This window comes from Bacteroidales bacterium, assembly GCA_016707785.1.
GTDB lineage: Bacteria > Bacteroidota > Bacteroidia > Bacteroidales > UBA4417 > UBA4417.
This window is the reverse complement of the sequence record JADJGZ010000002.1, coordinates 118,102-141,248: the sequence shown is the minus strand read 5'-3', so window position 1 is coordinate 141,248 and position 23,147 is coordinate 118,102. Positions and strand designations below refer to the sequence as shown.

The window sequence follows — 23,147 nt, the reverse complement described above, 5'->3', positions numbered from 1 at the left end:
TAATAATAGATGAATAAAACACTTACAAAAACGGCAATCTCCTTCCTGCTTATCTGCACCGGTTTTGCTGCATTCGCACAAAATCTGCTGCCTCAGCAATGGAAGTTCAGTACTGGAGATGAAATTACCTGGTCCGACCCGGCATTTGATGATTCCGGATGGATCACCCTTTCTCCGGAGCGTGTCTGGGAACAACAGGGATTTGGAAGTTATGATGGAATTGCATGGTATAGGGTCACCTTTGTAATTCCTTCATCTTATAAAAAATACCTGGGCAAGAAGGGTTCATTTCTTTTGAACCTCGGAATGATTGACGATTGTGATGAAACATACTTCAACGGTAAGATTATAGGAACAACCGGCACATTCCCACCTGAAACAGTTACGGCTCATGATAAATTCAGGTCTTACGAAATTGCCTGGAAACTTGTCAGGTGGGATAAGCCCAACACTCTTGCAATAAGGGTTTTCGATGGTACAGGAAATGGTGGAATATATGCCGGCCCTCCGGCCCTGGTGATTAAAGAGCTATTTGAAAAAATCAGCATCATTCCGCAGTTTAAAAAGGGAGACCATGTCTTTTCGGGTGAGGATGTAATCAAGCTGCCCATTACCGTTGAAAACAAATCAGGACTTGATATTGATGGCATTATGAATGTCAGGATTACCAATCAATATGGAGATCAACTGGAAACACATCATCAGCCTCTTAGGAGTGCCTCCGGCTCAGAAACTGAAACAGAAATTAACCTGGATAGAGTAGTGCCTGGTTTCTATAAAGCCTCGGTAAAAATAGAATCAGGGTTGTTTATGAAGCAAATGGACATCCGGTTTGGTTATGAGCCTGAAAAGATTGTTTCAAAGAACGACCGACCCACTGATTTTGAGGAATTCTGGAGTAAAGCTAAGGCAGATTTGAAAAATGTTGATCCCCGGTATAAGTTAATCAGGATAGATAGTTTATGTACCCCAAGCCGAAACATTTACCTTGTGGAAATGCATTCACTCGGCGATGTACTTATCAGGGGCTGGTATTCGGTTCCATCAGCTCCCGGCAGATACCCTGCTATTTTGCAGGTTCAGGGATACAGTTCAACCATCTTCCCATCCTATGTGAACTATGGAGAAGATATCATTGGTTTCGGAATTAATATCAGGGGACATGGTAACAGCAAAGATGATGTGAACCCCGGATTTCCCGGTTATTTGCTCTATCATCTTGACGATAAAGATGAATACATTTACAGGGGAGCTTACATGGACTGTCTCAGGGCTGTGGACTTCCTTTTTTCGCGAATTGAAGTGGATACCACCAGAGTAGGCGTTGAAGGTGCAAGTCAAGGAGGTGCCCTCACTTTTGCAACAGCAGCTTTAGCTGCCGACAGGATAGCTGTTTGTGCTCCCCAGGTTCCATTTCTCTCTGATTTCCCTAACTATTTCAAAGTAGCTGCTTGGCCTGCTAACGAGTTCACCAATTATGTGGAGGTTGAAAAAAAACAAAGCTGGGAACAGGTTTACCGGACATTGAGTTACTTTGATATTAAAAACCTTGCTCCAATGATCAAAGCTCCTATGCTTATGGGGGTTGGTTTATGTGACGAAGTATGTCCTCCGGTCATCAATTTCGCAGCCTTCAATAAAGTTCGGGCAGAAAAAAGTTATGTGATTTATCCCGAAGCCGGGCATAGTCTCCCGAATCCTCATTATGCATTGAAAATGAAATGGTTTCGGGAGAAATTTAATCTCCCATCCAATAAATAGCATCTCTCACGTGATTCATAAATAACTCAACACTATGAAATCCAAATTAATCTTTTTAACCCTTGCAAGCGTACTTACAATGATTATCTGTTCGTGTAAAACACAGGATAAAATCGACCAGCAGGTTGACGACCTCCTGAAACAGCTTACCCTTGAAGAAAAAATATCCCTCATTCACGGGAATACCTTTTTTACCACTCCGGCCATTCCCCGCCTGGGTATCCCCGCACTTCATCTTTCTGATGGACCCAATGGAATAAGGGAGGAAATGAGCCCACACGACTGGAGTGTTGCTAATTGTAAAAATGATGCAGTTACTTATTTCCCCTGTCTTACAGCCCTGGCCTCCACATGGAATCCTCAACTGGCAACAGATTTCGGAAAGGTATTTGCCGAAGAAGCCATAATCAGAGGGAAAGATATTATGCTGGCTCCCGGGCTCAATATTCACCGTACACCCTTAAATGGAAGAAACTGGGAGTATATGAGTGAGGATCCTTTCCTTACCGGGCAGATAGCTGTAGAGTTTATCAAATCAGCACAGGCTGGTGGAATCGCAGTATGTGCCAAACATTTTGCCCTTAATAACCAGGAAAAGGATAGGGGTACAATCAATGTTGAAGTATCCGAAAGAGCTTTGCGCGAGATTTATTTACCGGCTTTTGAAGCTGCTGTTAAAGAAGGGGGTGTCCTTAGTATTATGGGGGCTTATAATAAATTCAGAGGTCAGTATGCCAGTCAAAACAAATACCTGCTCCAGGATATCCTGAAAACGGAATGGGGGTTTAAAGGTTTGGTGATGACCGACTGGGGTGCAGCTCATAATACCCTCGAGGCAGCAAATAACGGGCTGGATCTTGAAATGTACCCTATCGATGGGAAAAAAGGCAATTACTACATGGGACAAGCACTCCTCGATTCCATCAAAGCCGGTAAAGTGGATGCCAAAGTGGTGGATGATAAGGTTCGAAGGATTTTGTATGTAATGGTGAAGTTAAACCTTATTGGCAAAGCAGAACCGGATACAACCGGGATGGCAGCCAAACTTGCCACCCCTGAAAGAGTTGCTGCCACACTGAAAATAGCGGAAGAAGCGGTTGTGCTGCTAAAAAACAACAAGATTCTGCCATTACAGGCAAGCAATGTTAAAAAACTGGCTGTGATCGGTGATAATGCTACCCGTAAACATGCATATGGCGGACTGAGTACCACAATTAAAGCTAAGTATGAAATCACGCCTCTCGAAGGACTGCAGAAAAGATTGGGTAATGAAATAGAAGTGAAATATGCCCAGGGTTATGAAGTAACCAAAGATCTTAAGTCTTCCAATGCCAAACTCAGGGCCGAAGCTGTTAATCTTGCCAAAGAATGCGAACAGGTCATTATTTTCGGTGGTCTCAATCATGAACCCGGAAACGACTGTGAAGGTGATGATAAGCCGGATATGTCCCTGCCTTATGGACAGGATGAACTTATCAGTGCCATCCTTGAAGTGAAGCCCAATGCTATTATTGTTATGATAGCAGGAAGCCCGGTAGATATGAGTTCCTGGATTGATAATGCCAATGCCCTGTTCTATACCAGCTATATAGGCATGGAAACCGGGACAGCCCTGGCCAGGATAATTACCGGTGACGTAAATCCTTCAGGAAAAATGCCCTATACCCTTCCCCGAAAACTCGAAGATTCACCCTCAGTAGTATTTGGAGAATACCCGGGAAGTAATGGAACCGTAAATTACAAAGACGAGTTACTTGTCGGATACCGTTATTTCGATACAAAAGCTGTTAAGCCACTATTCCCGTTTGGTTTTGGACTTTCCTATACACAGTTCGCATATTCTGACCTCAGGGTTAAAACCAGTAAAGGCAACCCGGAAGAAATGTGTACACTAACTTTTATGATTAAAAATACCGGAAAGGTTGCAGGTAAGGAGATTGCTGAAGTTTACGTTACTGACCCCCAATCATCAGTGAGTCGTCCGGCTAAAGAGCTCAAAGGCTTCTCAAAAATCAGCCTAAAACCCGGCGAATCAGGAGAAGTTAAGATCACTCTCAATCAAAGGGCTTTCCAGTTTTACGACCCTGATAAGAAAGACTGGGTGCTCGAACCCGGCAAATTCATGCTGAAGGTAGGTTCATCATCTGATCAAATTTTGCTGGAAAAGGAAATAGAATTATAGCTGATCATTAAATCCGTTCAAATGAAAACACTCCTGGTTACAGGCTTCCTGCTAATCTCATTCATCGTGGCTTCACAAACCACAAAACCGGTTCCCGGCAAGAACCTGCCGATAGAAGAAAGAGTTGATCTGTTAATGAAACAGATGACCATCGAAGAAAAGGCAGCACAACTCTGTTTTATCAATGTTGGAAATACCCTTTTTGATGAGAAAGGTGAAATTGATGAAAACAAGGTATTGAAATCCTTCCCCGACGGAATTGGTGCTATCACCTTTTTCCAGGTAAAAATGCCCATGGAACAAGCCATGCGTCTTGATAATGCCCTTCAGAAAATACTGATCAGTAAAACAAGGCTTGGAATTCCCTGCCTGTTTATTGGTGAAGGACTTCATGGTTTTATGGGAGTGGGAGCCACCAGTTTCCCCCAGGCTATTTCATTGGCCAGTAGTTGGGATACAATACTTATTGAGAAGGTATTTTCCGCAACCGGACTTGAGATGAGAGCCCGTGGTTTTCACCAGGCACTCTCACCGGTTATTGATCTGGCACGGGAACCACGTTGGGGCAGGACAGAAGAGACCTATAGCGAAGATCCCTACCTGACTGCCAGGATTGGCAAAGCGGCTATCCTGGGCCTTCAGGGACGCTCCCCTCTAATTGATGGTTCACATGTAATTGCCACCCTTAAACACTTTGCCGGGCACGGGCAGGGTGAAGGGGGTAACAATACAGCCCCCATTTTCTGCGATGAACGCTATTTCAGGGAAAACCACCTTTATCCTTTCGAAATTGCCGTAAAGGAAGCAGGAGTGCTCAGCGTAATGCCCTCTTACAACGAATGGTCAGCTATTCCTAATCATGCCAATCCCTGGCTGCTAAAGGAAGTGCTTCGTGAGGAATGGGGATTCAAGGGACATGTGATCAGCGACCAGGGAGGAATTGAAGACCTGAACCGTAAGCATTTTGTGGTTGCCGACACCGCCGAAGCCATCAAACTCGCCCTTGAATCAGGCGTGGATTTTGAAATTATGGATGTGAGCAGTTATTACCGCCTGGTAGCCCCCCTCGTAAGAAAAGGGTATATCGCCGAAAGCACATTGGATGAGGCCGTCAGAAATGTCCTTCTCAACAAATTCAGGCTGGGCATTTTTGAAAACCCTTATGCCGATGTTGATAGAACCAGGAAAGTGACCAACTGTGCAGAACATAAGGCAATTGCCCTGGAAGCCGCCCATAAATCAATCATCCTGTTGAAAAACGACAATAAGCTCCTGCCTCTTGATGCCTCCAAAATAAAAACCATGGCAGTAATCGGCCCCAATGCTGCCGACCTTCACCTTGGAGGTTACACTATTGAACCCAGGGTAGGAGTTTCAGTCCTCGATGGAATCAGGAATTTCGCAGGAGAGCAATTTAAAGTTCTTTATGCCGAAGGATGCAAAATTACCACCAGTCCGGGTTCCTTCTGGGATAACAATAATACAGCATTAAATGATCTTGATTCTGACCGAAAACTTATTGCCGAAGCAGTGGAGGTTGCTAAGAAGAGTGATGTTGTTTTGCTGGTAATTGGTGAAAATGAATCGATCTGCCGCGAAGGCTGGAGCGAAGAACACCGTGGCGACCGCGACGACCTTACCCTTTGGGGAAGGCAGGAAGAACTTGCCCGGGAACTGGTTAAAACAGGGAAACCGGTGGTTGTGCTCCTGATCAATGGACGACCGATTGTCTCTGATTTCATTACTCAGCAAATGCCAGCCCTGCTGGAGGGATGGTACCTCGGACAGGAAACCGGAACAGCCGTTGCTGATGTCCTTTTTGGCAAAGTGAATCCTTCAGGGAAACTTACTGTCACATTCCCGAAGAATATCGGACAATTACCGGTTTATTACAGCAAAAAGCCTTCAAGGAACCGTAATTATGTGAATTCCGATATGAAACCTGCATTTCCATTTGGTTATGGCTTAAGCTATACCACCTTCGAATATGGAAAACCGGTAGTTGAAAAAGCTGCAATAAAGCCTGGTGAAAACCTGAAGATTACTGTTCAAGTGAAAAATACCGGCACAGTTACCGGTTCAGAGATCGTTCAACTCTATATTCATGATAAGATCAGTTCGGTAACCAGGCCAATAAAAGAACTGAAAGACTTTGCAAAAATCACCCTGCAACCGGGGGAAACAGCGGAGGTTGTTTTCACAGTCACTCCTGAAAAGCTATGGTTTTATAACCGTGATATGAAAAGGGTAGTGGAACCGGGAGAGTTTGAAATATTCACCGGACCTGATTCAGAGCGGCTCGACAAGGCAGTTTTTACAGTGAACCAATAATTCAAAACACGTATTAATCCTGTTGATTCAATGAAAAATAAGGGTTTCAGGGCTTACCTCATCATTTCCTTAATGTTAGTGAGCCTTTCAGTAATTGCACAACCTCGCAATTCTTCCAGTCTGAGGGAAAAGATTAATTTCAATGAAGGCTGGAGGTTCCTGTTGGCTGATGAACCGAATGCATCGAAACCTGATTTTGATGATTCAGGCTGGCGATCACTGGATTTGCCACATGATTGGAGTATTGAAGGGACTTTCAGTGAATCAAATCCGGCAACAACCGGTGGAGGTGCCCTTCCGGGTGGTTTCGGCTGGTACAGGAAAACCTTTTCAATTAAAAAACCACAGGCAGGCAAACAAATCTACATTGATTTCGATGGGGTGTACCGCAATTCAGAAGTATGGATCAACGGGCATTACCTGGGCAAAAGGCCTTATGGATACAGTTCTTTTCGTTACGATCTTACCCCTTACATCAGGATAAATGAAAACAATGTCCTGGCCGTTCGGGTGGATAATTCCAAACAGCCTAACTCCAGGTGGTACTCCGGTTCAGGGATTTATCGCAATGTATGGCTTGTGCTCACCGGTTCCGTAGCCATTGATCACTGGGGTACTTATGTTACAACCCCAGATGTAAGTGAGGAGAGTGCAGTGGTAAATATCCAGGCAACAGTCAGGAATCATACCGGAAATTCAGTGAAAATTTCACACCGCTCCATCATCCTCGACAACGATAACAATGTGGTGGCCCAAACAGAGCCTGTCCAGGCAGAGCAGCCGGATAGCCTTCATGTTTATTACCAGGAAATTAGGATGTTACAGCCACGGTTGTGGTCCGATAAATCGCCTTATTTGTACAAGATAATAACCTTTGTCGAGCAGAAGGGGAAAGTGGTCGATACCTATGAAACTCCATTGGGTCTTCGCAAGTTCGAATTTGATCCGGAGAAAGGTTTTATTCTGAATGGCGACTTTGTTAAAATCCGGGGTGTCTGTAATCACCATGACCTGGGATGCCTTGGTTCTGCAATCAATACCCGGGCCCTGGAAAGACAGCTTGAATTATTAAAGGAAATGGGGTGCAATGGTATCAGGACATCTCACAATCCTCCCGCTCCCGAACTCCTTGACCTATGCGATAAGATGGGATTTATCGTGATGGATGAAGCCTTCGACATGTGGAAAAAGAACAAAACTGCCAATGATTATGGACTGGATTTCGACGAATGGTATAAACGGGATCTTGAAGATATGGTGTTACGCGACCGCAATCACCCCTCCGTTTTCATCTGGAGCATTGGCAATGAGATTATAGAGCAGTGGGATTCAACAGGGACGCCTCTTGCAACACAGCTGGCCTCTGTTGTCCGCCAACTCGACCCAACCCGTCCGATAACTTCAGCATGTAATGATCCGGCACCCTGGAATAATATCATTAAATCCGGGGCACTCGACCTGGTAGGCTATAACTATAAACTCAACACTTTCGCAGAATTTCCAAAGACATTTCCCGGACAAAAATTCATTGCTTCAGAAACCACATCGGCTTTAGCTTCAAGAGGAAGTTATGATTTTCCTGCCGACTCAGTGAGAAGATGGCCCGTTAAATGGGATGTTCCCTTTAATGAAGGCAACCCGGATTTCACCTGCTCTTCCTACGACAACTGCTCAACTCCCTGGGGCTCCACACACGAAGAAACCTGGAAAATAATGAGAAGCCACGACTTTCTTTCAGGTTTATACATCTGGACGGGCTTTGATTATCTTGGAGAACCCACCCCATACAACTGGCCTGCACATAGCTCCTATTTCGGAATCCTTGATCTATGTGGTTTTCCAAAGGATTGCTATTATATGTACCAAAGTGAGTGGACAAAAAAGCCTATGCTGCACCTGATGCCTCATTGGAACTGGAAAGAAGGCCAGCTTATCGATGTATGGGTATATACCAATTGCCTGGAAGCCGAATTGTTTCTTAACGGCACATCCCTGGGCACCAAAAGAAAGGAAAACGGAGAGCTCCATTTATCCTGGAAAGTACCGTTTGAAGCAGGAAACATAAAGGCAATCGGCCGTACCAGGGGACAAACACTTGTTCAGAAAGAGGTCACTACCGCAGGAAAACCTGCCCGTATTGTGCTGATCTCAGACCGGACAATCCTTAAAGCGGATGGAACAGACCTCTCTTTCTGCACAGTAAAAATTGTTGACGAAAATAACAACATGGTGCCCCAAGCAGATCAGACAGTGAAATTCAATGTAGAAGGGCCTGCAATCATAGCAGGAGTTGATAATGGGAACCAGATCAGTCTTGAACCCTTTAAATCCGATACCAGGAAGGCTTTTAACGGGATGTGCCTGTTGGTGGTTCAGGCCGGTAAATCTCCGGGCCCGATTAAAATCACAGCTACTTCTGAAAACCTTGAATCAGCCGTTGTTACACTTGAGTCAAAATAAACAATATGAAAATATCTGTAATAATTGCCTTTATCCTCCTCTGCCAGGGCCTTTCAGCTCAAAAATATGATCTTGCACAAACCCCTCCTATGGGATGGAACAGCTGGAATAAGTTTGGTTGTGAAATTAATGAGGATCTCATCCGGAAAACAGCAGATGCCATGGTGTCAACCGGAATGGGAGCTGCAGGGTATGAGTATATCAATATTGATGATTGCTGGCATGGAAGCCGCGACAGCCTTGGTTTTATTCATCCTGATCCGATAAGGTTTCCTTCAGGAATGAAAGCCCTTTCCGATTATGTTCACTCAAAAGGACTTAAACTTGGAATTTATTCCGATGCAGGAACCCAGACCTGCGGAGGTAAACCGGGAAGTCACGGACATGAATACCAGGATGCCATCACCTATGCCTCATGGGGAATCGATTACCTGAAATATGATTGGTGTAATACCACCGGAATCAATGCCGAAAATGCCTATAAAACCATGCGGGATGCCCTTCACGATGCCGGAAGGCCGATTCTGTTCAGTATTTGCGAATGGGGTGATAATAAACCCTGGCTTTGGGCAAAGGATGTCGGGCATATGTGGCGGACAACCGGTGATATTGCCAACTGTTTCAACTGCGAGAAAGGATATGGAAACTGGTCATCACTGGGGGTGCTTCAGATTCTCGATAAGCAAAAGGACCTGAGGAAGTATGCAGGCCCGGGCCACTGGAATGATCCTGATATGATGGAAGTAGGAAATGGAATGACATTGAGTGAAGACAGGGCGCACTTTTCACTTTGGTGTATGCTTGCAGCCCCACTCATTGCAGGGAATGACCTGAGGTCGGTGTCAAAGGAAACACTCGAAATTCTTACCAACAGGGAGGCAATTGCCATTGATCAGGATGCCCTTGGAATTCAGTGTTTTAAATACCTCGATTTTGGCAACCTACAGGTATATGCCAAACCCTTAAGCAATAATGAGATAGCTATTTGCTTTCTCAACAGGGGAGATGAAGACCTGCCCGTTAATTTCGACTGGAAGCATTATCCGGTTCGGGATGCCCTATCCGGAAAGAATTTTGAATTCGATAGTCATGAGTATAAAATCAGGGATGTATGGCAGCACAAATCAGCTGGTACCACTGCAGTACCTTTGAAGGCGGTCATTCCCTCTCACGATGTAATATTTCTTCGGCTTTCTGAATAAAGATCCCAATCAATCATTGTTAACCTCTTTAATATGAGATATTTTGCCATGAGAAACTTCAAAACAATTGTATTGTTCCTGAATGTATTTCTTCTTGCATTCAGCAGCACAGCCCAGGCTCCGTTCAGCAAAGGGGTCAATCTTACCGGCTGGTTCCAGGTGAATAGCCCCGGCGAAATTCAATTTACCAAATACACCAAACAAGACCTGGTCAATATCAAGAGTCTGGGTTGTGATGTGATCCGTCTACCCATCAGTCTGCATGAAATGAGTTCCGGCGGCCCCGATTATACCCTGAATCCGCTCTTTTTCAGCTTCCTTGATTCAGTGGTAACATGGTCGGAGCAACTTCAAATGTACCTGATCCTCGATGACCATAGTTTTGACCCATCAGTGAATACCTCACCACAGGTTGAAACCGTTCTCAAGAAAGTCTGGCCTCAAATGGCTGCTCATTACAAAGACAGGAGTAATTATATCCTGTATGAAGTATTGAACGAACCCCATGGAATATCAACCCAGGCCTGGGGTATCATTCAAAAAAATGTAATTGATGCCATCAGGCTTGTTGATACAAAACACACCATTGTTGTGGGAGGATCGGGCTACAATACCTATTCCGAACTTCAGAATCTGCCGGCATATGCTGATACCAACCTGCTATATACCTTCCATTTTTACGACCCATTTATGTTTACTCACCAGGGAGCCACCTGGAATACGCCCTCAATGGCTTCACTATCGGGTGTTCCATTTCCATACGATCCGCTGACCATGCCACCTTGTCCAAACGATTTACTGGGCACCTGGGTGGAATCAGCCCTGAACAATTACCCTGTTGATGGTACTGTGGCAAAAGTGAAATCGCTGATCGATTATGCCATCAATTTCAGAAACAGCAGGAATGTCAAGGTTTTTTGCGGTGAATTCGGAGTGTATATCCCCAATTGTGACACCTCCGACAGGGTTTACTGGTACCAGGTCGTAAGGGAATACCTGGAGGAAAACGATATCCCCTGGACAACATGGGATTACCAGGGTGGTTTTGGTTTATTCAAAAAAGGATCCAATCAAATGTTTAATCATGATCTGAATATATCATTATTACAGGGATTGGGCTTTAATGTCCCGCCTCAGACCTCCTGGTCGATGATACCCGATACCACTGGAATGAAGGTGTATTCCGATTATATTGAGATCAACTTAGTGAATAATAGTTATTCTGCCGGGACTATCGACTTTTATTCTTCCTTATTACCCAATAATAACCAGTATTGCCTCGAATGGAAAGGATTTAGTCAATACAATGCTTTAGGGTTTGATTTTCTCCCTGATCGGGATTTCTCCTGGCTGGTTGAAAATGGGTATGCCCTTGATTTCATGGTAAGAGGGAATGAAACAGATATCAAATTTGATGCAAGATTCCTGGATACAAAAACTGAAGACCCCAATGACCATCCCTGGCGCATTGGGGTCACGATTGATGCCAGCCGGGCAGCCTGGGACAACCGCTGGCATCATGTGCATATCCCTCTTTCTGAATTTGTTGAAAGCGGGTCATGGGATAACGGATCCTGGTTTAATGCCGAAGGAAAATTTGATTGGGCTGCCTTAGACAAGTTTGAATTCTCTACTGAATATGGTGGCACGAGTGGAAATAAAATCTGGTTTGATAATATTACCATTACAAATCTCGATACTGCCATTGTTAGAGAGAATGGCACCCTGGGATTCGAAAGGTTAGCAGAATATAAACCCTTTCATCTTGGCGTTGCACCAAATCCAATGAAGAACCTGACAACAATCACCTTTGCTCTGCCTGCAGCGGAAGAGGTTACAGTCGAAATTTTTAATGCCTGCGGAGTGAAATGCTGTGTAGTGGAAACAGGTTTCCTGTGCAAAGGGGTAAATAAAATCGCATGGAATGGCCGTTTTGCAACCGGGGCAGAAGCTGGAAGCGGCATCTACATCTGTTGCCTCACATCGCCATCAGGCCGTGAAACCTGCCTGCTCGTAAAAGAATAAGCTTTTTTGATATTCAACTTTTTTAGTTCCCTCCCCGATTTTTTCATCCCCTCTGAACCTTTCCTTCATTAGCGTCTTTGCGCCCCCCTTGCGTCCTAGCGGTAAAATGAACAGAGCGAATAAAGATTAAACGAACACCCTGCTCCCCTTGCGTCTTAGCGCCTTCCTTGCGTCCTTGCGGTGAAAAAAGATCATCCTTCCAGCCCATGCCCATAACCTATTCCACTCAACCCATTTATTAAACGAACACCCTGCTCCCCTGATCGTAGCTTTCCCTTAATTCTTTAGGCGTACAACCCTTCTTCTTTTTGAAGATCCTGTTGAAATTGGATATGTTATTAAAGCCACAATTATAGGCGATTTCGGAAATGGATTCCGTTGTTTCAATAAGGCTTCGTGAAGCATGACCCAGCCGAATCTCAATCAGGCTGTCAATGAATGTCATTCCCGTTCTGAGTTTGAAGAACCGACTAAATGCCGATTCTGTCATATTCGTTATCCGGGCCACCTCTGATAATGAAATCTGTTTCTGGAAATTCAGTCTCGAATAGGTCATTACCTTATCAATGCGCCGACTATTAAAAGAAAGCTTTTCAGTATTATTAAAGGACATGTCAGATAGTAACCGGTAATTTCGGGAAACAGAAAGGTCGTGCAGAATCGACAATAATTCCAGGACGGAATCAAAGCCCTGCTTTTTACCCAGGTCCATTATTCTTGGAGCCAATAGCTTTGTAGTATGATTTGAGAATAAGATACCACGGCTTGACTTTTCAATCATGATCCTTATGAATCTAAGTTGATTCCGATAAAGGAATTTCTCATCCAGGAAGTCCTTGTGAAACTGAAGAGTAACTTCTGTAATCTGATTCTCCTTAAATCCTTCCCCAAACCACGCATGCTGAAGATTAGGGCCAATCATCACAAGTTCATAATCCCCTATCTCTTCCATATGATCCCCGATCAATCGTTTTGCACCGGCTCCATTGAGAATAAGATTCAATTCTATATCTTCATGATAATGCAAGGGAAAATCAAAGGCAGCTTTCTTTCGGGTGAACATAGTAAAACAATCCCCCTGAGTAAGAGGCGTTATTTCCCTGAGAATGTTGTCGCGCATGATGCTATCATTTAGGGTTAATAACTGACGAAAACAGACTCAAATATAGTATATGCAAAACTAATATCACTGTTAATATATGATTCTGTTAATATTGTATTAATAAAGTAACTGCATAACACACTAATAATCAACCAGTAAAAAATAATGACTTTTCAAAGATTGATATTATTTTAATAAAGAAGATAAAATAGTATTAATAATGAGTATAATAATACATTTCTCATCAGACTTTAAAGAGGTCATTATAATACCATGATTTAAAAAAATGATATAATTGAAAAATCATCCTTCTGCCTACCTTTGAATCATATTACGATTCCCCTAAGGAATCTGTTGAATTATTTCGGATTTTCCTGGAATGAATAAAACCTGGTCCAAGAGTAATAATTGGGTCAGCATTATTGACAAAGTTATTGCTTAACCTTGTATTTATGATGAAATGGCTTTTGATAACCGGATTACTTCTTTTCTCCATTCTTTCGCTGAAAGCCCAGGATCATTCATTCATCAGCATCAATGACCATACATTTCAACTGGAAGGGAAGCCCTATTACTATATAGGGGCAAACTACTGGTACGGAACGATCCTGGCTTCTCCTACCGGCGACCGGCCACGCCTGGAAAGGGAACTTGATTTCATGAAGCAATGCGGAATTGATAACCTGAGGATTCAGGTAGGTGCAGAAGGCCCCGCTGGCGAGCCTTTCCGCGTTACCCCGGTTTTACAAATCTCACCGGGAGTGTATAATGAAGATATGCTTGATGGACTGGATTATCTGATGGCTGAGTTAGGAAAACGTGAAATGAAAGCCATTCTTTTCCTAAACAACAGTTGGGACTGGTCAGGAGGATTTGCTCAATACCTCAATTGGAACGGGTACGGAAAAATCCCCTATCCAATGGTAAAACCCAATACCTGGCAGGAGTTTATGCAATTCTCCGGACAGTTTATGAATTGTGAGAACTGCAAGAAGCAATACAAGGATTTCATCACTTTTATCCTCAGCAGGACGAATCGTTACAGCGGACTTAAGTACATAAATGACCCGGCAATCATGACCTGGGAAATCGGTAATGAGCCACGGGCTTTTTCTACTGAAAATCTTCCTGCACTCAAGGCATGGATCAGTGATGTAGCAGCATATATCAAACAACTGGATCCAAACCACCTTGTTACCACAGGTACAGAGGGCCAGCATGGCTGCGAAAAATCACTCGAATATTTTGAACAAATCCATGCGGATCCTAATGTCGATTACCTCACCATGCATATCTGGCCTAAAAACTGGAGCTGGCTCGATATTAAAAATATCAGCGGCACCCTGCAATTGAGCATCGATAGCACAAATCAATACATGCAACGACACATAAAGGTGGCACGAAAACTGAACAAACCTATTGTCCTGGAAGAATTTGGCCTTCCCAGGGATTTTCATGGTTACCAGTTAAGTGAAACAACAAATGCTCGTGACGAATATTATAGAAATGCCTTCATGCAGGTGGTGGAACATGCTAAAACCAAGGATGTTTTAGCCGGATGCAATTTCTGGGGAATGGGTGGAGAAGGCCGCCCCTCAAACCTTTACTGGCAACCTAATGATGATTATGTAGGTGATCCTCCTAATGAGGAACAGGGCCTAAACTCTGTCTTCAATACTGATTCCACGATACCATTGATCAATGTATTCAATCAGAAAATATCGGAAGTATTAAAAAAGGTCAAATAACCATTCCGATTCTTTCTTTTATCACTCAATTTTTGAAACCTTCCAGAAGCCTGGTCATCATTTAAAGCCAATTCCATGAAAATAATGCTATGTTTTATCCTTTCCAGTGTCCTGCTTTATTCAGGTTTCCTCCAGGCTCAGGGTGTAAATACATTGGCAGATAAAAAAGCTACAACTGAAACTCAACAGCTTTATAAGAAATTAATATCAACTACCCAAAAAGGCATCATGTTTGGCCACCAGGATGACCTGGCTTATGGAATAGGTTGGAAATACCCTTCCGGACAATCAGATGTGTTCAGGATTCTTGGTGATTATCCTGCAGTTTTCGGTTGGGACCTGGGTCATATCGAAACCGGATCAGCGTATAACCTGGATTCTGTTTCATTTCTTCAGATGCAGGAGTTTGCCCTTACAGTGCATAACATGGGTGGCATCAACCAGTATAGCTGGCATTGCAATAACCCTTTAACAGGGGGGAGCTCCTGGGATATATCCGATCCCGGGGCAGTAAAAAGTATCCTTCCGGGAAATGCTAAAAATATCCTCTATACTGAATGGCTTGATAAACTTGCATCGTTTTTAAAAAGCCTGACGGATGAGAATGGTAAGCCTATCCCCGTATTATTCAGGCCCTTTCATGAACTTGAAGGAGACTGGTTCTGGTGGGGGAAAGCCCACTGCTCTTCAGACGAATTCAAACAACTCTACATCTTTACCATCAATTACCTCCTTCAAATTAAAGAGGTACATAATATCATTACCGTCTATTCCAATGCGGATAATTTCAATAGTTGCGAAGGGTTTCTCGACCGTTACCCGGGGAATAATTATGTAGATATGATCGGATTTGATTTCTATCAATCTCCGAAAATGAAAAATGATGAATTTATGGCCCTGGTAAAGCAGAAGCTTAGTTTCCTTGAAGAAGCAGCTCGTAAAACAGGTAAAATCCCGGCCATCACAGAAATGGGTTATGAGCAGATTCCTGATTCTTTGTGGTGGACCAACGTACTTTGGCCCACCATTAAGGATTTCAGACTCTCTTATGTACTTTTCTGGAGAAATGCTGCCAACCGTCCGAATCACTATTATATGCCCTATCCCGGACACCCCAGTGAAAAGGACTTCCTCAAATTATATTCTTTTCCGGAGACGCTCTTCCGAAAAGACCTGAATTGAAAAGATGAACTTAAAAGAATCCAATGAATAAAGATTACCAGGAAAGGGTATTGATTCTGTCAGAACTACAGGAATCACTCCTTAGCAGGAAAAACAAAATTATTGAACCCGGTAATGGAATTTTTAACCGATGTGAAAATCCCATCCTCACAGCAGCGCATGCTCCACTGATTTGGCGGTACGATTTCGATCCCACCACAAATCCGAATTTCCTGGAACGCTTCGGAATTAATGCTGTTTTTAATGCCGGTGCTATCAAATTCAGGAATAAATATGTGCTTGTTGCCCGTGTAGAAGGAAGTGACAGGAAATCCTTCTTTGCTGTTGCCGAAAGTGAAAATGGTATCGATAATTTCAGATTCAGGGAACTGCCGCTCATTTTACCAGAATCCGATAATCCGGAAACAAATGTTTACGACATCAGGCTCACGGCGCATGAAGACGGGTGGATTTACGGAGTCTTTTGTTCTGAAAGAAAAGACCCTTCCGCCCCGGCTGGTGACGAATTTTCAGCGAAAGCCTCCGCAGGAATCATCAGGAGCCACGACCTGGAATCCTGGGAGCGGCTTCCTGATTTGAAATCTGCCCATCAGCAAAGAAATGTGGTACTGCATCCTGAATTTGTGAATGGCAAGTATGCATTGTACACCCGTCCCCAGGATGGTTTTATTGAAGCCGGAGCCGGTGGAGCTATTGGCTGGGCACTTATTGACGATATCACCAATGCACAAATCAATCAGGAAAAGGTTATTGATCACCGGAAATACCATACCATTAAGGAATTGAAAAATGGATTGGGCCCGGCTCCCATAAAAACCGCCAACGGCTGGCTTCATCTTGCCCATGGTGTAAGAGGCTGTGCTGCAGGACTTCGATATGTGTTATATATGTTCATGACCTCTCTCGAAGAACCCGACAGGATCATTGCCCAGCCGGGAGGATATTTCCTTGCCCCCGAAGGTGATGAACGGGTTGGAGATGTGTCAAATGTGCTCTTTTCAAACGGCTGGATCGCGGATGAGGATGGAACTGTCTATATTTATTACGCCTCTTCCGATACACGGCTTCATGTAGCCGTTTCTGCCATTAACCGGCTCACCGACTATTGCCTGAATAGCCGGACAGACGGATATCGCTCTGCTACATCCATGAATACAGTGAAGGAAATGGTTGAACATAACAGGTCATATCTTGGGAAATGATAACAGATAAGCTGAAACTGAAGGAAAAGATTGGATACGGTTTTGGGGATCTCGCCTCATCCATGTTCTGGAAGATTTTCGGGATGTATCTCCTGTTTTTCTATACAGATGTAGCCGGCCTTCCGGCAGCTGCGGTTGGAACCATGTTCCTGATCACCCGGATATGGGATACCGTTTTCGATCCGGTGGTAGGCGTGATGGGCGACAGGACAAAATCAAAATGGGGGAAATTCCGCCCGTATCTTCTTTGGTTTGCTTTCCCTTTTGGACTCATAGGCACCCTGATGTTTATTACCCCGGATTTTTCAGTAACCGGGAAACTTATCTATGCCTATATCACCTACTCATTGATGATGATGGTTTATTCCATGATCAATGTCCCTTATGCCTCCCTGCTTGGAGTGATGTCGCCGGATAGCAGGGAACGAAATGTACTTTCTTCCTATAGGATGGTATTCGCTTTTATCGGCAGTTTCATTGCCCTTATCCTGATCGACCCATTGGTGAGATATTTTACATCCAATGCCAACGGTAATATTCAAACGGGCTGGACCTTTGGAGTGATGGTGATAGCAGCCCTTTGCGTTATTTTCTTCCTGGGCTGCTTCTGGCTTACCAGGGAACGGGTGAAACCTATTGATGCCAAAAACGATTCCCTGAAACAAGATATCAGGGACCTGTTACATAACCGACCCTGGTGGATATTGCTTGGATCAGGCATTGCAGCGCTCATTTTCAATTCAATCCGCGATGGTGCCGCAGTTTATTATTTCAAATATTATGTGCTGGAACAAAATACCGTTCAAATGCCGCTGATCAGTGTTTCTTTGACCCTGACGACCTTGTACCTGGTACTCGGACAGGTATTCAACATTGTCGGTATTATTATTGTTTCCCCGCTCTCCAACCGCTTTGGCAAGAAAACAACCTATTTGTGGGCCATGATATTTGCCACCATATTTAGCCTGGCTTTTTATACCGTCGGACAGGGAAACATCGCCATGATGATGGTGATTCAATGCCTGATCAGTATGTGTGCCGGGAGCATTTTCCCCTTGCTTTGGTCGATGTATGCCGATATTACCGACTATTCCGAATGGAGTACAGGCCGCAGGGCTACAGGATTGATATTTTCATCCTCTTCCATGTCACAGAAATTCGGCTGGACCCTGGGTGGCGCCCTCACAGGGTGGCTACTGGGGTATTACGGATTCAAAGCCAATATTGAACAATCAGAAAATGCCCTGACCGGTATCCGTTTAATGCTGAGTTTCCTTCCTGCTATAGGAACCGTCCTTTCTGTAGCCTTTATTGCGTTTTACCCCCTCAATGAAAAAAAGATGGCCGTAATCAGTAACGAACTCGCTTTACGGCGGGCAAAAGCGGAGATTGCATAAAAGCGGAACCGATCCTTTGAAATAGCAATGGATTATCTTTGAAAGATGAATGAGAAGAGAGCAATAATCCTCAGGGAAAAGGCCTTTGATGAACTCACAGGGCACATCCTGCCATTCTGGATGAACTTCATGGTTGATCATGAAAAAGGTGGATTCTTTGGACGAATGGATGGCCGGAATCGCATCATCCCCGACGCTCCCAAGGGGGGAATCCTGAATGCCCGCATACTCTGGACCTTTTCAGCAGCTTATAACTTGTTGAAAGATCAGCAATACCTGGAGATGGCCAGGAGGTCCGCTGATTATATAACCGAACATTTCATCGATAAACTGGAGGGCGGTACCTACTGGAGCCTGGGTCATCTTGGAGAACCCCTGGACACTAAAAAGCAGGTGTATTCCCAGGCTTTTTTCATCTATGCCCTAACCGAATACCACCTTGCTTGTGGTAAACCGGAACCCCTTGAACAAGCCAGGAAGCTCTTCCACCTGGTTGAAAAATACAGTTTCGATGAACAGTATAACGGGTACCTGGAAGCCTTCGACAGGCAATGGAAGATACTGGATGATCTCCGGCTTAGTGATAAAGATGCCAATGAGAAGAAGACCATGAATACACACCTGCATATCCTGGAAGCATATACCAATCTTTTCAGGGTGTGGAAGGATCCTTTGCTGGAAAAGAGGCTGCACAACCTTATCAGGCTATTTCTCGATCGCTTTATCAATCCCCAAACCGGGCATTTAATTCTCTTTTTTAATGAAAACTGGGAATCAAAGCTGGATATTACCTCCTATGGCCATGATATTGAGTGTTCATGGTTGTTGTATGAAGCTGCCGTGGTGCTAAACGATCCCAAACTGCTGGTGGAGGTAAGGAAAGTTAGTCTGCTTGTAGCGGAGGCAGTAACGGAAGGATTAACAGAAGAAGGAAGTCTCATTTATGAAAGAAATAACCAAACCGGGCACCTGGATGCTGACAGGCATTGGTGGCCACAGTCGGAAGCAGTGGTAGGATTCCTGAATGCATGGGAATTGACAAATGATAGCAGGTATCTTGATAAAGCCGAAAAGTGTTTCCAATTCATCCAATACAGGCTCGTGGATCCATCAAACGGTGAATGGCACTGGAGTATCCGTTCGGATGGCACAGTGAATCGTGAAGAGGATAAGGCCGGTTTCTGGAAGTGTCCTTATCATAATTCAAGGATGTGTTTGGAGGTGATAAAAAGGATGGGGTAGGGGGAGGTGGTGGAAACGTTCCCGGGCTACATGCTGCCAGGCTTTTATTCAACTAGCTTCCCAAGAAGCACAGAACACGAATTTAGTAATAGTTTTCAAGAGAAGCACGAGCGAAAGCCTGGTGGCGGGTAGGTGCTGTTATGGGCTGCCCTTCTTTCCATTGAGTTAAAATTTGTCTTTATTTTTTCTTATAAATTCAATATTCAGCGAGTTCAAGTCTATGCCCCATCCAAGCACGATAGCAGTTTTATTCAAGTGTTGAGTTCTCTTGTTTGTAATTGTCATTTGAAATTTTCAAAACGTCATCGGATCAAATTCAGTTTTTTAAATATTCTTATATCTCTTAATTTGTGTTTTTAGGTTTTTGATATTGGCCTAAATAATTTATTACATCAACTCACAATTCCAACGCCTCATTCAGTCAATCAAAAATACAATCTAAAAGCAATTAACTGTTCTCCTCAGCACAAAACATTAATTTGGCTTTTTGAAAACCCTGAATAGTTTATAATCCTGATCAATTGTTAATTTTGAGCCAATAATCACTAATTGAGTCCTAATCCACATTTCCATGAAATCTCTTTTAAAACCCATTGGGTGGATATCCCTGCTTTTTATCATGTTTGCCTTCACCATGGATAAACCGGTTAAAATAATCTTCTTCGGTGATTCTATCACTCAAATGGGTGTTGACCCGGGGGGATACATCGATCGGATGAATCAAGCCCTTGTTGCAAAAGGAAAGTCTGATGCCTTTGAGTTGAAAGGTGCCGGAATTGGGGGCAATAAAGTATATGACCTTTACCTGAGGCTGGAGGAGGATGTATTATCCAAATCTCCGGATAAAGTGGTGATATGGGTTGGTGTTAATGATGTCTGGCACAAGTCATCAATGGGAACCGGGACCGATATTGATAAGTTTGAGAAATTCTATGAAGCCATTATTAAAAAACTGGAAGAAAAGAAGATTGAGATCATTCTCTGTACCCCTGCAAGTATTGGTGAGCGCAACGATTTCTCCAATACACAGGATGGTGATCTGAATCAATATTCAAAAATCATTCGGTCCCTTGCGGAAAAACACCAGTGTCAACTTTGCGATTTCAGGACAATCTTTCATGAATATTCCCTGAAACATAACCCCGAAAACCTCAATAAGGGAATTCTTACGACTGATGGGGTGCATCTGAATGAAAAAGGAAATCAACTGGTGTGCGACAGTCTGATGGAAATGATTCTAAAGTAGTGTTGACGTGGTGAAGTGCCGGGTTGAGGCGAGATGGGGAGAGGGTGAGATGGGGAGAGGAATGGGGAGAGGGAGAGGGGAGAGGGGGAGGGGAGAGGGCGAGGGAGGGGATGCCAGAATTGGAGAGGGCGAGAAGGGGAGAGGGCGAGAAGAGGAGAGAGGGGAGGGGGAGAGGGGGAGAGGGCGGATGAGAGGGATGAGGGGATGCCACTGAATTGGAGAGGGCGAGAGAGGGGCGAGAGAGGGGAGAGGAGAGGGGGAGAGAGAGGGGATGCCACGAAGGGGAGCCTATGGCTTGGAGTTGAGGGGATAAATGTACATGTTCCTGAGCTTAGCCGAAGGAGGTGTGATAGGCATTAACATCCAACATCCGACATCCAACATCCGACATCCAACATCGCACGCCCTTCTGACCAAATAATTCTGTTTAATAGTGAAAAAAGTCAACCTTAATTAGGCATTAACATCCAACATCCGACATCCAACATCCGACATCCAACATCCGACATCATCCAACATCCGACATCCGACATCCGACATCCAACATCGACATCCGACATAAATAAAAAATCCCGGTTCATTTGATTTCTCATGAACCGGGATTAAAATTTAAGATAAAACTGCTACTTACCAAGTTCTGCAAGCAATTTCCTGGCATCTCTTGAATGGATATTGTCAGGATTCTGAGCGATCTTTTGCAATTGCTCTTTAGCCCTGTCAGTCTGGTTGCTCTTCAAAGCACTCAGTCCGAGGTACCATTCGGCATGCTCTACATAAAGATTCTGTTCTTCGGTTATAATAGTGCTGAAAGCATTTTCAGCAAGATCATAATGACCAGTCTCCATGCAGGAGATTCCATAGTAGAACCAGCTGCTGTAATTTGCAGGTTCTGCATCAAGAATTTGCCTGAATAATTGTTCTGCAGTGGTGTAATCGCCTTCCTGGAACTTCATAACGGCTTCCACGATATTGGCATCACCTGAACGTGTTACATTGATAAGATTCTCCGTGCTGTAGTATTCCTTGAACAACTGTTCATTTGGGGAACTACCCTGCATATTGAAGAATAAGGTGGACCCGATGGCTGCCAGTAAAATCAGGGATGCTGCTGCATACCAGAACTTTTTCACAAACAGTCGTATTACTGGAACCTCAGGCTGTGCCTTCTTATTTTCATTGTAAACGGCCAGCAGTTTCATCCTCAAATCAATGATATCGTCCTGCTTAAGGGCGTTATCAATGCTGCGTGAAAGCTTCAATTCATCCGTAAGGGATAGCTCCACACCGTTTGATAATTTGAGGTTGTTTTTCATGTTTTTAGTTTTACTTAATCATTGAAATACTGCCTTTTTTATCTCTGGCAGTTTCTTTACAGCTATATAGCTGGGGCATCTCTTGAATTTCTCATTCAGCTTGTTTTAGTTTACACTTATTGAACTTTAATTTTTCTTTCTAAAAGTGTGGCAGTCCACGAGTTAATAGTTCTTTTCCATATGCCATTCTCATTCTTCAATGATTGACATAACGCATATTATCCGTTTTTTCAAAAAAGGTAATACCATGTTTACCGATGTCATGAGTTCGGAAGAAAGCTCAATGGGTGTTATAATACAGACAAATTGTCAATAAGCAAAACCTATAAAAGTTGTCTTATATATCAGAAAATCAGACTTTAATATTGAAAAACAAAGGGTATCTCAGATCATTCATCCTCCCTTAAACCAGGAAAATATATAGCCTGGAAAATTTTTAAATGATCGTGATTATTTTACAATTCAATCATTTCATGGGTACAAATCGAAGGGTATTTTATTTTTCCACAGTAATTATTTTAGTATGTTTTTTCAAAACCATTTTTGGGTGTGCATTTTGTGGAACACAAAAAAAGCAGCCATGACGAACGTCAAAGCTGCTTTAGATTCCGTGGAGCGTATGGGAGTCGAACCCATGACCTTTAGACTGCCAGTCTAACACTCTAGCCAACTGAGCTAACGCCCCGGTAAGAGGTGGCAAATGTAAAACTTTTTTTACAAATAAACCCACACATTTTTTATGTTTACTCTATCG

General features: G+C 43.7%; 14 protein-coding genes and 1 tRNA gene. 12 read left to right on the top strand and 3 right to left on the bottom strand.

Annotated elements, in window-relative coordinates; genetic code table 11:
• Nucleotides 1-9 precede the first annotated feature (9 nt).
• From IPH84_02370 to IPH84_02345, 6 genes are read left to right on the top strand one after another with little or no spacing between them, the layout of a single operon-like run.
• On the top strand, nt 10-1,761 hold the full coding sequence (locus IPH84_02370) for an acetylxylan esterase (protein MBK7172086.1): 1,752 nt from the start codon (nt 10-12) through the stop codon (nt 1,759-1,761).
• Between the two features lie 34 nt (nt 1,762-1,795).
• Nucleotides 1,796-3,943, top strand: a complete 2,148-nt coding sequence (locus tag IPH84_02365; GenBank protein ID MBK7172085.1) for a glycoside hydrolase family 3 C-terminal domain-containing protein — start codon at nt 1,796-1,798, stop codon at nt 3,941-3,943.
• 21 nt (nt 3,944-3,964) lie between these two features.
• A complete protein-coding gene (locus IPH84_02360) occupies nt 3,965-6,274 on the top strand; it encodes a glycoside hydrolase family 3 C-terminal domain-containing protein (GenBank protein MBK7172084.1) in 2,310 nt (769 codons plus the stop codon).
• A gap of 30 nt (nt 6,275-6,304) precedes the next feature.
• Nucleotides 6,305-8,734, top strand: a complete 2,430-nt coding sequence (locus IPH84_02355; GenBank protein ID MBK7172083.1) for a DUF4982 domain-containing protein — start codon at nt 6,305-6,307, stop codon at nt 8,732-8,734.
• A 5-nt stretch (nt 8,735-8,739) separates the two neighbouring features.
• Nucleotides 8,740-9,936 carry a glycoside hydrolase family 27 protein gene (locus tag IPH84_02350; GenBank protein MBK7172082.1) on the top strand — a complete coding sequence of 399 codons (1,197 nt, stop codon included), beginning with the start codon at nt 8,740-8,742 and terminating at the stop codon, nt 9,934-9,936.
• Nucleotides 9,937-9,984: 48 nt separating this feature from the next.
• Nucleotides 9,985-11,961 carry a cellulase family glycosylhydrolase gene (locus tag IPH84_02345; GenBank protein MBK7172081.1) on the top strand — a complete coding sequence of 659 codons (1,977 nt, stop codon included), beginning with the start codon at nt 9,985-9,987 and terminating at the stop codon, nt 11,959-11,961.
• 238 nt (nt 11,962-12,199) lie between these two features.
• Here IPH84_02345 and IPH84_02340 read toward each other — a convergent pair whose 3' ends face one another.
• Nucleotides 12,200-13,081, bottom strand: coding sequence for a helix-turn-helix domain-containing protein (locus IPH84_02340; protein ID MBK7172080.1), 882 nt, complete (start codon nt 13,079-13,081; stop codon nt 12,200-12,202).
• A gap of 434 nt (nt 13,082-13,515) precedes the next feature.
• Here IPH84_02340 and IPH84_02335 point away from each other — a divergent pair, with 434 nt between their 5' ends.
• The 6 genes from IPH84_02335 to IPH84_02310 all read left to right on the top strand — a co-directional run bounded on the left by IPH84_02335 (nt 13,516) and on the right by IPH84_02310 (nt 21,080).
• Nucleotides 13,516-14,811 (top strand): cellulase family glycosylhydrolase, encoded by a 1,296-nt coding sequence (locus IPH84_02335; protein MBK7172079.1) that lies wholly within the window; start codon nt 13,516-13,518, stop codon nt 14,809-14,811.
• Nucleotides 14,812-14,886: 75 nt separating this feature from the next.
• Complete coding sequence (locus IPH84_02330; protein MBK7172078.1) at nt 14,887-15,993, top strand: beta-mannosidase; 1,107 nt, start codon at nt 14,887-14,889, stop codon at nt 15,991-15,993.
• A 23-nt stretch (nt 15,994-16,016) separates the two neighbouring features.
• Nucleotides 16,017-17,195 carry a glycosidase gene (locus IPH84_02325; GenBank protein MBK7172077.1) on the top strand — a complete coding sequence of 393 codons (1,179 nt, stop codon included), beginning with the start codon at nt 16,017-16,019 and terminating at the stop codon, nt 17,193-17,195.
• Nucleotides 17,192-18,592: an MFS transporter gene (locus IPH84_02320; protein ID MBK7172076.1), complete on the top strand. Its 1,401-nt coding sequence runs from the start codon at nt 17,192-17,194 to the stop codon at nt 18,590-18,592. Before IPH84_02325 ends, IPH84_02320 begins: the two co-directional genes overlap by 4 nt.
• A gap of 45 nt (nt 18,593-18,637) precedes the next feature.
• Nucleotides 18,638-19,834: an AGE family epimerase/isomerase gene (locus tag IPH84_02315; protein MBK7172075.1), complete on the top strand. Its 1,197-nt coding sequence runs from the start codon at nt 18,638-18,640 to the stop codon at nt 19,832-19,834.
• A gap of 571 nt (nt 19,835-20,405) precedes the next feature.
• Nucleotides 20,406-21,080, top strand: coding sequence for a G-D-S-L family lipolytic protein (locus tag IPH84_02310; GenBank protein ID MBK7172074.1), 675 nt, complete (start codon nt 20,406-20,408; stop codon nt 21,078-21,080).
• A gap of 623 nt (nt 21,081-21,703) precedes the next feature.
• Here IPH84_02310 and IPH84_02305 read toward each other — a convergent pair.
• Together IPH84_02305 and IPH84_02300 are read right to left on the bottom strand one after the other, a co-directional pair.
• Nucleotides 21,704-22,393 (bottom strand): tetratricopeptide repeat protein, encoded by a 690-nt coding sequence (locus IPH84_02305; GenBank protein MBK7172073.1) that lies wholly within the window; start codon nt 22,391-22,393, stop codon nt 21,704-21,706.
• Nucleotides 22,394-23,004: 611 nt separating this feature from the next.
• Nucleotides 23,005-23,078: transfer RNA gene (locus tag IPH84_02300), tRNA-Ala, on the bottom strand.
• Nucleotides 23,079-23,147 lie beyond the last annotated feature (69 nt).

Coding starts and splice junctions, on each gene's coding strand:
- IPH84_02370 (MBK7172086.1), top strand. CDS start 10: ATGAATAAAACACTTACAAAAACGGCAATCTCCTTCCTGCTTATCTGC.
- IPH84_02365 (MBK7172085.1), top strand. CDS start 1,796: ATGAAATCCAAATTAATCTTTTTAACCCTTGCAAGCGTACTTACAATG.
- IPH84_02360 (MBK7172084.1), top strand. CDS start 3,965: ATGAAAACACTCCTGGTTACAGGCTTCCTGCTAATCTCATTCATCGTG.
- IPH84_02355 (MBK7172083.1), top strand. CDS start 6,305: ATGAAAAATAAGGGTTTCAGGGCTTACCTCATCATTTCCTTAATGTTA.
- IPH84_02350 (MBK7172082.1), top strand. CDS start 8,740: ATGAAAATATCTGTAATAATTGCCTTTATCCTCCTCTGCCAGGGCCTT.
- IPH84_02345 (MBK7172081.1), top strand. CDS start 9,985: ATGAGAAACTTCAAAACAATTGTATTGTTCCTGAATGTATTTCTTCTT.
- IPH84_02340 (MBK7172080.1), bottom strand. CDS start 13,081: ATGCGCGACAACATTCTCAGGGAAATAACGCCTCTTACTCAGGGGGAT.
- IPH84_02335 (MBK7172079.1), top strand. CDS start 13,516: ATGATGAAATGGCTTTTGATAACCGGATTACTTCTTTTCTCCATTCTT.
- IPH84_02330 (MBK7172078.1), top strand. CDS start 14,887: ATGAAAATAATGCTATGTTTTATCCTTTCCAGTGTCCTGCTTTATTCA.
- IPH84_02325 (MBK7172077.1), top strand. CDS start 16,017: ATGAATAAAGATTACCAGGAAAGGGTATTGATTCTGTCAGAACTACAG.
- IPH84_02320 (MBK7172076.1), top strand. CDS start 17,192: ATGATAACAGATAAGCTGAAACTGAAGGAAAAGATTGGATACGGTTTT.
- IPH84_02315 (MBK7172075.1), top strand. CDS start 18,638: ATGAATGAGAAGAGAGCAATAATCCTCAGGGAAAAGGCCTTTGATGAA.
- IPH84_02310 (MBK7172074.1), top strand. CDS start 20,406: ATGAAATCTCTTTTAAAACCCATTGGGTGGATATCCCTGCTTTTTATC.
- IPH84_02305 (MBK7172073.1), bottom strand. CDS start 22,393: ATGAAAAACAACCTCAAATTATCAAACGGTGTGGAGCTATCCCTTACG.